Consider the following 10810-nt stretch of genomic DNA (forward strand, 5'->3'; position numbering starts at 1 on the left):
CACCCCGGCGTTGAGCGGCAGCCCCGCGGCGCGCAGGCTCGGCCGGGCGACCGTGAGGCCGGCGACGTCGCGCACCCACCGGCCGTGATAGCCGCCGAGGAGCACCGGCCCGCCCCCTCCCGGCAGGAGCGCCTCCAGCGGCAGGTCGGTCGGGACCTCGACGACCCCGGGGGTGCGGACGTCCCCGACGAGGGTGAGCAGCGTGGTGCCGGGCTCCTCGGGGCTGCCGATCGAGCCGAACCCGGCCGGGCCGAGCGAGGCCAGCAGCGCCAGCTGGGCGAAGGTCTCGACGTTGCTCGCGAACGTCGGGGCGCCGCGCAGGCCCGACTCCGAGGGGAGGGTACGCCGGCTCGGCGGGACGGCCGGGCCGCCGTCGAGGCCGCGCAGCAGCGCGCGCACCTCGCCGGAGACGAACCGGGCCGGCCGCCGCTGGACCTCGACCCGCTCGCGGAGCGGCTCGAGGCGGGACCGCTCCTCCAGCGCGGCGCGCAGCGACGCGTGGGCGGCTCCGTCGTGGACCGCGATCGTCACGTGCCGGGTCTCGAGCGCCCGGGCCACCGCGAGCGCACCGTCGAGCACCAGGTGCGGGGCGAGCGTCATCAGCGTGCGGTCCTTGCGGCTGGCCGGCTCGCTCTCGGAGCCGTTGACGACGACCTGGGTCGCGCGGCCGGCCGGGACCGCGCCCAGCTTGGTGGCCACCGGGAAGCCGGCCCCACCGCGGCCGAGGAGGCGGACCTGCGCGGCGTCGGCCACCAGCTGGTCGAGCGTGCGGCGACGCTGGGCGCCGTGGTGCTCCCGGTGTGCGGCGAGGTCGGCGCGGACCCCGCGGGTGACACCGGCGAGCAGCCGGGCGTTCCCGAGCGCCGTCGGCGCGCCGGGCACCTGCACCGTGCTCATGCCGACCTCCCGGCCCGCTGGATCTCGTGCCGCGCCAGGGCCAGCGGCCTCGCGGCGTGGTCCTCCTCCGCGACCAGTCGGCTCCACAACGCGGTCACGACCGCGACCGCGGACGCGGCGTACAGCGTCAGCGCCCACCAGGTCCGGCTGTCGGTGCCCGACCACAGCCCGTGCCCGATGCTCAGCGGCCAGACGGCGTAGGCCAGCGCGTGCACCGGGCGCCACCACCGCACCGCACCCGGCGACCCGGCCAACCGGCCGCGCAGCGCCCCGACCAGGGCGACGACGAGCAGGCAGTACGCCGCCAGCGACCCGAGCCCCACGGCCGTGCCGCGGTAGCCGGCGGTGAACGGCACGAGCGCACCCGGGGCCGAGATCGCCACGTGGCTGTCGAGGACGAGCAGCACCGCGTGGAGCGCGAGCAGCGCGAGCGTCACGACCGCCGCGGAACGGTGCGCCAGCTGCAGCAGCACCCGGGACTCGCGGTGCTCGAGGCGCGTGACCGCGGGCCCGGACGACCGGGCGCCCAGGACGATGGCCAGCGTGGCGCCGGCGAGGGCCATGAACCCCGCGGAGCGGGCCAGGAACCACAGCGTCATGCCGCCGGCACCTCCTCGGGCCAGGAGCCGACCCGCCGGACCGCGCCGGCCCGGTCGACCAGGCGCGCGTCCACACCGGCCAGCGAGAGCCGCGCGGCGGCCGCCTCGCCCCAGACCAGGGCGGCGGTGCTGGAGGCGTTGGCGTCGGCGGCGGAGGCCGCCCAGACCGTCGCGGTGCGCACCGATCCGGTGACCGGCCGCCCCGTCGCCGGGTCGACGACGTGGTGGGCCGCGCCGGACCGGGTCCGCCAGCGGCGGCCGGTGACCGAGGAGGTGGCCAGGCCGCCGTGGGTGATGCCGACCAGCTCGCCGGGGCCGTCCTCGGTCTCGGCGACCCGGACCCGCCACGGCTCGGTGGCTTCGCCGGCGACCGCGAGGTCCCCGCCGATCTCCACGAGCGCCGGCACCCGGAGACGCTCGAAGACCCGACGGGCCGCCTCGTCGGCGGTCCAGGCCTTCGCGGTCGCGCCGAGGTCGAGGCGCAGCCCGCGCGGCACGCCGATCCGGCCGAGCTCGCGGTCGACCACCACCTGGGTCCAGTCGCCGCGAGCGACCGGCCGGGCCGGGGCCGCGATCCGGTCCCGGACCAGCTCGAATTCCGCGTCGTACCCCAGTGCCAGCAGGTGGGCGCCGACCGTCGGGTCCACCGCGCCGTCGGTGCGCCGGGCCGCGTCGAGGGCGACCTCGACCAGGGCGCGGGCGAGCGGGCTGACCGGCACCAGCCGGGGAGCGGCGTCGTTGACCCGCTCGAGCTCGGAGTCGGCACGGAAGCGGCTCACCGCCGCGTCGACGTCGCGCATCAGCTCCTCGACGATCCGGGCGGCCTCGTCGGCCGGGCCCATGGCCACCGTGCGGTCCTGGGCCAGCACCACCCGGACCGTGCACGACCAGTCCCGCCAGGTGCGCGTGCTCATGACGCGTTCGACCCGGCCTGCGGTTGGCCGACGGGCGCCTGGACGACGCCTCCGCCGCTGCTGCCTGTGGCGGCCCGCTGCCGCTGGCCGGTGTCGGTGGTCCCGGTGGTGCCACCGCTGCCGGTGGTCCCCGGGTTCCCGCCGGTGCCGCCGGATGCGGCCCCGGTCGCGTTCGCGGCGACCGCGGTGAGGCCGGCCGTGCCGGCGACCGCGGTGATCACGATGCCGGCGGTGGCGTAGCGCGCACGGCGGAGGAGGTGGCGGCGGGGGCTCTCGGTCATGGCCCCACGGTGGCGCGCCGTTGCTCAGCGGTGCCGAAACGCCGGCTCAAATCGGCGTCAAATCCGCCTGTGCGCACTCGTCCCGGGTGCCGAGTCGGCGCTACTGCAGACGGTGGGGTGCTGAGTCGGCGCTACTGCAGACGGTGGGGGTGCTGAGTCGGCGCTACTGCAGACGGTGGGGTGCCGAGTCGGCGCAAATGCAGCGACGCGGGTCTGCACTGGCGCCGACTCGAGGGTCGGACGGTCTGCATTGGCGCCGACTCGAGGGTTGGACGGTCTGCATTGGCGCCGACTCGAGGGTCGGACGGTCTGCACTGGCGCCGACTCGAGGGTCGGACGGTCTGCATTGGCGCCGACTCGGCATCCGGAACAGTCGTTCAGGGGCGGCCGAGGAGGAGCCGGACGACCGTCCAGCCGTCCTGGCGGGCCAGCTCGAGCCGCCCGCCGCTGGCCTCGGCGCACGAGCGCGCGATGTCCAGGCCGAGCCCGGTGGAGCCGCGGTCGCTGCGGCCCCGGCGTACGGCGTCCTCGGGCAGCCCGGGCCCGTGGTCGCGGACGTCGAGGCGGACGAGTTCGCCCTGCTCGGCGAGCACGACCTCGATGGGGGTGCCGTCCGGCGTGTGGGCGATGCAGTTCTCCAAGAGCGCGTCGAGCGCCGCGCGCAGGTCGTCCTCGGAGCTGCGGACCTCGACCCGGCCGGCCGGCTCCCGGACGGTCAGGGTCCGGCCCTGGTCCTCGGCCAGCGGCCGCCAGAACGCGACCCGGTCGGCCATGACCGCCGCCGCATCCGTCCGCGGGCGCACCCCCTCGCGCTCGGGCCGGCGGGCCGCGTGGATGACCGCGGTCAGGGTCCGCTCGAGCTGGTCGAGGTGGGCCTCGAGCTCCTCACTGCGGTCGGAGGGCGGCAGCGCCTCGACGTCGAGACGTACGGCGGTCAGCGGGGTGCGCAGCCGATGGGAGAGGTCCGCGACCGTCTCGCGCTCGGCGGCCAGCAGGTCGTCGATGCGGTCCGCGAGGCGGTTGAGGGCGTGGGCGACCCGGCGTACCTCCGAGGGGCCGCTGTCGGGTGCGCGGGCGGTCAGGTCGCCCTCGCCGAGCCGGTCGGCCGCGGCGGCCGAGCTGGCGAGCTGGCGCACCAGGCGCCGGGAGACGACCTCGGCCGCGGCGGCAGCGAGCACGAGCAGGCCGGCGGCCGCGGCGCCGAGGAGCAGGAGCCGATCGACGAGCTTGGCGCGCACGTCCTGCCCGGCGGCGAAGGCGACGACCAGGACCGGGCCGTCGGCGGTGCCGGCGTGGACGCTGACCAGCTCGCCCCCGTCGACCTCGTGCACCTCGGCCTCGGAGACCGGCATCAACCGGTCGTCGTCGCGGTCACCGTCCTCGCCGGAGAGCCCGCGCCCGTCGGCCGGGTCCTGCTCGGTGTACTCCGCGGCGCCGTCGGGCAGCGCGGCGCCGAGCAGCGTCCCGTCCGGCAGCCGCACGGTCACCGGCGGCGAGTCGTCGCGGGCGTTGAGCCGGTCGACGTACGCCGCCAGCAGGGTCTGGTCGGCGGCGCCGGTGCTCACGTAGTCGGCGACGCTGCGGGCGACGTCCGCGGCGCCCTCCCGGCCCTCCTCGGCGGCGCTGCGCTGCAGCAGCAGCACCAGGGGGATCGCGAACAGCACCAGCACGGTCGCGGTCGCCCCCACCGCCAGCGTCAGGATCCGCGCGCGCAGGCTCACGGGCCGCTCACCCGGCGCCGGGGTCGACGAGCTTGACGCCCACGCCGCGCACGCTGAGGAGGTAGCGCGGCTCCGCGGCGGTCTCGCCGAGCTTGCGGCGCAACCAGGACAGGTGCACGTCGACCGTCCGGTCCGCCCCGCCCCACGGCATCTGCCACACCTCGGCGAGCAGCTGGCGTTTGGTCACCACCTCGCCCGCACGCGAGGCCAGCGTGAACAGCAGGTCGAACTCCTTGCGGTTCAGCGTCAGCTCGGCGCCGTCGAGTTCGGCGGTCCGGGAGACCGGGTCGACCACCAGCCCGCCGACGACCACGCGCGGATCCTGCGGGGCCGCGGGGGAGACGCGCCGCAGGACCGCCCGGACCCGGGCCATCACCTGGGCTGCGGAGAACGGCTTGATGAGGTAGTCGTCGGCACCGGCGTCGAGGAGCCGCACGATCTCGCGCTCGTCGTCGCGGGCGGTCGCGACCACGACCGGCAGGTCGCTGCCGGCCCGGATCAGCGCCAGGACGTCCGCGCCGTCGAGGTCGGGCAGGCCGAGGTCGAGGATGACCGCATCCGGTCGCTCCGTGGTCACGGCCTTGATCGCCTCGACGGCGGTGGCGACCGGGACGACGATGGCGCCGTGCTCGCCGAGCCCGCGCGACAAGGTGCGCCGGATCTCCGGGTCGTCCTCGACCAGGAGGAGGCGCACCATGTCGGTCACAGTACTGCCGGTCACCCGCTCGCGGAGCCGGTGTCGGACCAGGCGGCCTTCGCGCCGCTGTGGCCGATCCGGGCCACCTGGACGCCGGTGCCGACGGCCGCCACTAGGGCGAGCACGCCCACCCCGATCGTGAGGACGCGCATCCGGTCCGCGGTCGAGCCGGGCGCGGCGCCCGTCGTACGCCGCCGGTCCAGCCACCAGAACCCGACCGAGAGCACGAACATCGCGATCGTGAACGGCAGCAGCTGCTCGCCCATCTGGGTGTGCTTCTCGAGCAGCGACGTCTCGGTGACCTGCTTCTCGAGGTTCTCCCCGCTCGCGGTGGACAGCGGGGTGAGGATCAGCGCCACCAGGCTCAGTCCCATCGGCAGGGGACCGGCCCAGGCGCGGAAGCGGGGCCAGACGACGGCGCCGATCACGACGGCGGCCGCGAGCGGCACCAGGACCGCGGTCGCGTGGACGATGAGCGGGTGCAGGGGCAGGCCGAAGATGTCGGACGGCATCGGGGTTCTTCCTCTCTCGCGATCGACCTCGTGCCGATCGGCGCGACCGACGATCGCGGGCCGCCTCTCAGACGAGCCCCAATGCCGCCTCAAATCCAGATCAAATGGTCCTCGACGGGCCGGGACCTTTGCGACGGCGCGGCGCCGGCGGGCCCGTTCTCGTTACCCGCCAAGGTCGACTGAACAAGTCGACACATCTGACACACTGGACGCATGCGCGTCTCCGCCAAGTCCGACTACGCCCTGCGTGCGCTGATCGAGATGGCCTCGCGCGCGGACGGCCGGGCGGTGAGCGCGGAGGAGCTGGGCCGGCTCCAGGAGATCCCGCACGGGTTCTTGCAGGCGATCCTCGCCGACCTGCGCCGCGCCGGCATCGTGATGTCCCAGCGTGGTCAGTCCGGCGGGTGGCGGATGGGTCGCCCGGCCGCCGAGGTCTCGGTGGCCGACGTGATCCGCGCCGTGGACGGCCCGCTGGTCTCGGTCTACGGCCTGCGCCCCGAGGCGGTCAGCTACAACGAGACCGCCGACGTGCTCCAGCACGTCTGGATCGCGGCCCGGCACTCGCTGCGCGACGTGTTCGAGCAGGTGTCGATCCAGCAGTTGGCCGACGGCAGCCTGCCCGACGCCGTCACCTCCCGGACCGCCGACGAGGACGCCTGGCAGCCGCACTGATGCCCACGCAGGGTGTCAGCCCAGCGCGGCGACCTTGCGCTTGAGCTTGCGTCGCTTGCGCTCCAGCTTGGCGTTGCGCTGCTCGAGCGCCAGGTTGTGCTCGCGCAGCCGGGTGACCTCGACGAGGACGTCGGCGAGGGCGGACGTGGCCGTCGCGAGCCGCTCCTCGGCCGGCACCTGATCGGGCGCGGGCGTGCCCGGGTCCGACCGCCCGGGCAGCAGCCAGGTCGAGTCGCCGTGCACGTCGTACCCGCCCTCCGCGAGCTCCTTGCGCCAGCGCTCGCCGACGGTGAGCAGGTCCTGGCGGCGCTCCTCCGGCAGCGCCGGGGCCGCCGCCTCGGCCCGCGACCCGTCGGAGAGGTAGCGACGGACGACCTCCGCGTGGGCGTGCGCGGGGAGCCGGCCGTCCACCGCCTGGTTGACCATGCGCAGCACGGCCAGGCCGACCACGTCCGGGGTGGTCGCCGGGTGCTCGCCCAGCGGCAGGTCGGCGGTGCGGACGCCGGTGACCTCGCCGATCGCCCGCCAGACGGTGTCCCGGGCGGCCTCGCGTGTCGGCGGGACGACGACCACGTGGACCCGGTCGGGGGCGCGGACGGCGCTGCGCCAGCGCTCGAGCACCGCGCCGAGGTCCTGGGCCGCCCAGAAGCGCTGCGCCTGCTCGTGGCTGCGGTCGGGGTCCATGACCCGCCTGCAGAAGCGGGAGAACGACGTGGCGCGCCCGGCCTCGACGCCGGCGCCCCAGGCGGCCAGGAGCTGGCTGCCGAGGTCGCGGGCGGTGACGACGAGGTGCACCTCGAAGCCGGCCAGCCCGTCGAGGAGCAGCGCGATCTGTGCCGGGTTGGCGGCGGCCAGGCGCTCCTGGCTCACGATCACGTCGTCGCGGCCCTTGTGCGCCCGCCGGCAGATCTCGGCCCAGGTGCCCTCGACCTCGCGGCGGCGGTAGCCCCAGGCGCGGTGGTCCCGGCGGATCTCGACGGCCGCGCGGAACATCTCCTCCGGCGAGGCGGCCGGGTTGCGGAGCCCGCGGGCCTCGAGCGTCGCGGCGTGCTCGGCGAGAGCGGGCACGAGGAGCCCCGCGTCGCTGCGGGCCAGGCCGATGTGCACGAAGGCCTTGCGCTTGCGTCCCATGGCGGCACCGTGACACCCGCGACCGGCGCGGCGGTGAACCCGGGGTGACGTCCAGGCGGCGAGCCGGCCCCACGCTGGACTAGAACGTGTTCCACTTCCGGCCTAGGATGCGCGCGTGATCACCTCCGAAGCCATCCGGTGGAACGCGCCGAACGACGACCACCCCGCCCGCGCCGCCTCCCAGCGCTCCTACTCCGCCGTCGCCAAGGGCGACCTCGCCGAGTGGTTGACCGTGTACGCCGAGGACGCGGTCCTCGAGGACCCGGTCGGGCCGTCCATGTTCGACCCCGAGGGAGTGGGCCACCGCGGGCACGACGGCCTCACCGCGTTCTGGAACACCGCGATCGCGCCGATCGCGACGTTCGAGTTCGAGATCGACGACTCCTTCGCCAACCCGGGCAGCAACACGTGTGCGAACGTCGGCCGGATCACCACGTCGTTCCCCGACGGCAGCCGCACCACGACCGACCTGGTGATGGTCTACGTCGTCGGCGACGACGGCCGGGTGCGGTCGATGAAGGCCTACTGGGAGCCCGAGCGGACGATGGCGACCTTCACGAAGGGCTGACCGGAAGCTCTCAGTCGCGCACGTGCTCGGCGACCCACTCGACCAGCGGGCGCAGCGCCCGCCAGTCGGCGCGCACCAGGTCCAGCAGCTCCGGGGTGTGGATCACCGGCTCGAAGCCGAGGGGATGGCCGGCGACCAGCGACCGGTGCCGGAGCAGCTCGATCCGCGGGTGGTCCGCGGCGTACCCCCGCGGCGTCGTCTTGAGCCGGTCGCCACCGATCTCGAAGCCCTTCCGCTCCAAGGAGCGCAGCGTCCTCTCGAGCTCCGGCCCGGAGCGGTCGTGCGCGACCGCGGTGCGGAAGGCCGCGAGCCGCGGGCCGCTCGCCTCGTAGAAGCCGGCGCCGGTGCGCACGCCGCGCGGTGACACCTCGACGTACCAGCCGGTGGCCTCGCCCACCCGCACGAAGGCGCCCTGGTGGGTCTTGTACGGCGTCTTGTCCTTCGCGAACCGCACGTCCCGGTAGGGGCGGAAGATCTTCGCGGCGCCGAACTCCGGCTCCAGCGCCGCGCAGAGCGCGGTCATCGGCGCCTTGACCGCCTCGGCGTAGACCGCCTTGTGCTGCTCCCAGAAGCTCTTGGTGTTGTCGACCTCGAGGTCGTCGTAGAAGTCGAGGGCGGCGACCGGGAAGCCACCGAAGGCGGGGGTCTCGGGATCGGGCACGCCCCCGAGGGTAGTCAGCGCCCTCGCGGGCCGGGGCGAGGCGGGGTGGCGCCACCCGCTGCAGCGACACCACCCCGCCCGCGACGTCGGATCCCCACGCTCCGACACCGGTCCAACGCGGCGGCCGGCCGTACGTGACGCGGTTGGTCGCGGAAAACTCGTCAGGAGAGGTCGGCGGTGACCTGCTCGTCGCCGGCCTCGGCCATCGCGGTCAGCGTCAGCGCGTCGCCGCCGCAACGCGGCGCGCTGAGGAACGCCTCGCCTCCCGGCGACTCGTAGACGACCGCCAGCCCGTCGCCCGCGGTCCACCGCATCAGGACCGCTGGGTCGCCGTCGCGCTGCGGGTCGCGGACGAAGTACGCCGCCCCGGCGCACCAGGTCAGCGTGCTCGCCGTACCGGGCCCGAGGTCGACGTAGCCCTCGCCGGACCGGGCGTAGAGGTGCACGCTCTCGGCGCGGTGCTCGTTGGGGACCACCGACCACACGGCCCCGTCGTCGGTCAGCAGCGCGTCCCACCCGGCGCACTTCTCGACGTCGGGGAGGGGCGTGGTCCGATCGCCGTCGAGCGCCATGAGCGTGCGGCAGGCCGGGCGGGAGTCGTCGAACGTGAGCAGGGTGGTGCCGGCCGGGGTGATCCGCGGGTCGCTGAAGCCGTGCCGCGCGGGCGCACACCAGCCCAGGGTCGAGGCGCGGGCGGCGAGGTCGACCGACGCGACGCAGTAGGCGCCGCCGGGTCCGACCGTCGCGTGCAGCAGCCGACCCTCGCCCAGTGCCCAGTCGCCGCCGGTGGTGGTGGGTACGTCGGAGTGCCCGTCGAGCCGGAACGTCTCACCGCTGCTCAGGTCGGTGACCTGCGCGATGCTCGGGCGCTGCTCGGCCCGGTCCTGGCGCACGACCACCGCCCAGTCGCCGTCGATCAGGCCGTCGCTGATCCGGTCCCCGGACCCGGCGCTCGACGCGCCACCGGAGCTCGAGTGGGGTCCGTCGAGGGACGACCCGCGACCGTTGCCGGTCACGGTGAGGGTCCACTCGCCGGCCCGGGTCACCACGTCGCCGGTCGGCCCGTCGACCGGCCGCCAGTCGAGCAGGTCGGTCGTCGGCTCGAGCACGGCCGGGTCGTCGGCGGTGCCGCCGGACGGTGCCTTCGCGCTCGGCGTGCCGGAACTGGGGGTCGCCGGGGTGGGCGCCGGCTCGGCGGGGTCGTCGCTGCCGCCGCACGCGCCGGCCACGAGGGCCAGTGCGGCGGTGAGGGCGGCCGCGGTCGCGGCGTACCGGGGCTGGCGCATCAGACCCCGACGTTGTGCCCGAAGTGGGCCTTGTTGGCGCGGAAGCTCTTGTAGGCGGTGCGCCACTGCACCCGGTCGATGAACGGCTCGGAGGGGTCGAAGCGTTGCTGGTTCCATGGCTCGAAGTAGCCGAGCAGGTCCGGCTTGGCGCCCCGCTTCGCATAGCCACGGCCCACCTGGAAGTGCCCGGAGGCGTCGTCGTCGAGGTACGGGTAGAACTGCTTGTGCAGCACCGGGTGCAAGACGACCGGGGCCCGGTAGTCGGCGAGGTGGCGCATCATCAGCAGCATCCACTTGTCGAAGTCGTAGCGCCCGATGTCGAGCACGATGTAGGGGCCGGCGTGCTTGCGGTTGTCCCACCCCGTGGTCTGGTTGACGACCCGCACCATGTCATAGACCGACGTGCCGGCGCTGGTGGTGCCGAGCCGGTCGGCCCAGTGGCGCTGGTTGCGTCGCCGGTCGCGCCAGCCCCACGCGATCATCTGCATCGACGTCGGGCCGCACCAGTAGGTCGTGCGCTGCTCGGAGACCTGGGCGGGGTCGAGGATCTTCGCCCGGGAGGGGTAGTCGGCCATGGTCTTGACGCTCGCCGCGGTGCTCGTGGAGGCGCTCGCCGTGGTGCTGGTGGCGGTGCTCGTCCTGCTGGCGGGTACGGCGGCGCGGGCCTCGGGGTGCTCGGCCAGGAACCCGTCGGGCAGCGGTACGCCCTCGATGTCGTGGCGCAGCAGCCAGACCTTCGCGACCGAGCGCGCGGCCATCGTCAGCTCGGCGCGGTCGGCCTCGGCCCGCGCGGCCGGGCTCATCCGGGCCCGCTGCGCGAGGGCGGCCGCGGGGTCGAGGTCGCCGGTGCTCTCGGTCCGGCCCGCCGGCC

At 75.2% G+C, this 10810-nt stretch carries 12 protein-coding genes and 1 pseudogene; 2 read left to right on the forward strand and 11 right to left on the reverse strand.

Annotated features, from left to right (window positions below; all coding sequences use genetic code 11):
- From VGD85_RS14060 to VGD85_RS14090, 7 genes and pseudogenes are all read right to left on the reverse strand, one after another.
- A pseudogene (locus VGD85_RS14060) lies at positions 1 to 897 on the reverse strand (hypothetical protein); the annotation flags it as partial.
- Positions 894 to 1496: a hypothetical protein gene (locus VGD85_RS14065; protein WP_331064067.1), complete on the reverse strand. Its 603-nt coding sequence runs from the start codon at positions 1494 to 1496 to the stop codon at positions 894 to 896. The gene VGD85_RS14065 and the pseudogene VGD85_RS14060, both read right to left, overlap by 4 nt.
- Entirely contained in the window at positions 1493 to 2410 is a 918-nt protein-coding gene (locus tag VGD85_RS14070; RefSeq protein WP_331064068.1) for an FAD:protein FMN transferase, read from the reverse strand. Before VGD85_RS14070 ends, VGD85_RS14065 begins: the two co-directional genes overlap by 4 nt.
- The gene (locus tag VGD85_RS14075; protein WP_331064069.1) at positions 2407 to 2691 is read right to left on the reverse strand and encodes a hypothetical protein; all 285 of its coding nucleotides are present in this window, start codon (positions 2689 to 2691) and stop codon (positions 2407 to 2409) included. Before VGD85_RS14075 ends, VGD85_RS14070 begins: the two co-directional genes overlap by 4 nt.
- Before the next feature lie 377 nt (positions 2692 to 3068).
- Positions 3069 to 4412 carry a HAMP domain-containing sensor histidine kinase gene (locus VGD85_RS14080; protein WP_331064070.1) on the reverse strand — a complete coding sequence of 448 codons (1344 nt, stop codon included), beginning with the start codon at positions 4410 to 4412 and terminating at the stop codon, positions 3069 to 3071.
- A 7-nt stretch (positions 4413 to 4419) separates the two neighbouring features.
- Positions 4420 to 5109: a response regulator transcription factor gene (locus tag VGD85_RS14085; RefSeq protein ID WP_331064071.1), complete on the reverse strand. Its 690-nt coding sequence runs from the start codon at positions 5107 to 5109 to the stop codon at positions 4420 to 4422.
- A 20-nt stretch (positions 5110 to 5129) separates the two neighbouring features.
- Entirely contained in the window at positions 5130 to 5621 is a 492-nt protein-coding gene (locus VGD85_RS14090; protein ID WP_331064072.1) for a DUF2231 domain-containing protein, read from the reverse strand.
- A 213-nt stretch (positions 5622 to 5834) separates the two neighbouring features.
- Between VGD85_RS14090 and VGD85_RS14095 the strand changes: the two genes are divergently transcribed.
- Complete coding sequence (locus tag VGD85_RS14095; RefSeq protein ID WP_331064073.1) at positions 5835 to 6293, forward strand: Rrf2 family transcriptional regulator; 459 nt, start codon at positions 5835 to 5837, stop codon at positions 6291 to 6293.
- Positions 6294 to 6308: 15 nt separating this feature from the next.
- Here VGD85_RS14095 and VGD85_RS14100 read toward each other — a convergent pair whose 3' ends face one another.
- On the reverse strand, positions 6309 to 7424 hold the full coding sequence (locus VGD85_RS14100) for a hypothetical protein (RefSeq protein WP_331064074.1): 1116 nt from the start codon (positions 7422 to 7424) through the stop codon (positions 6309 to 6311).
- Between the two features lie 115 nt (positions 7425 to 7539).
- Between VGD85_RS14100 and VGD85_RS14105 the strand changes: the two genes are divergently transcribed.
- Complete coding sequence (locus tag VGD85_RS14105) at positions 7540 to 7992, forward strand: nuclear transport factor 2 family protein (RefSeq protein ID WP_331064075.1); 453 nt, start codon at positions 7540 to 7542, stop codon at positions 7990 to 7992.
- A 10-nt stretch (positions 7993 to 8002) separates the two neighbouring features.
- Here VGD85_RS14105 and VGD85_RS14110 read toward each other — a convergent pair whose 3' ends face one another.
- From VGD85_RS14110 to VGD85_RS14120, 3 genes are all read right to left on the reverse strand, one after another.
- On the reverse strand, positions 8003 to 8653 hold the full coding sequence (locus tag VGD85_RS14110) for a DUF2461 domain-containing protein (RefSeq protein WP_331064076.1): 651 nt from the start codon (positions 8651 to 8653) through the stop codon (positions 8003 to 8005).
- 161 nt (positions 8654 to 8814) lie between these two features.
- On the reverse strand, positions 8815 to 9939 hold the full coding sequence (locus tag VGD85_RS14115; protein ID WP_331064077.1) for a hypothetical protein: 1125 nt from the start codon (positions 9937 to 9939) through the stop codon (positions 8815 to 8817).
- The coding region (locus VGD85_RS14120) for a C39 family peptidase (RefSeq protein ID WP_331064078.1) at positions 9939 to 10810 on the reverse strand (872 nt) is incomplete at its 5' end. The genes VGD85_RS14120 and VGD85_RS14115, both read right to left, overlap by 1 nt.

The sequence above is a fragment of the Nocardioides sp. genome, assembly GCF_036401255.1.
In the GTDB taxonomy this organism is placed as follows: domain Bacteria; phylum Actinomycetota; class Actinomycetes; order Propionibacteriales; family Nocardioidaceae; genus Nocardioides.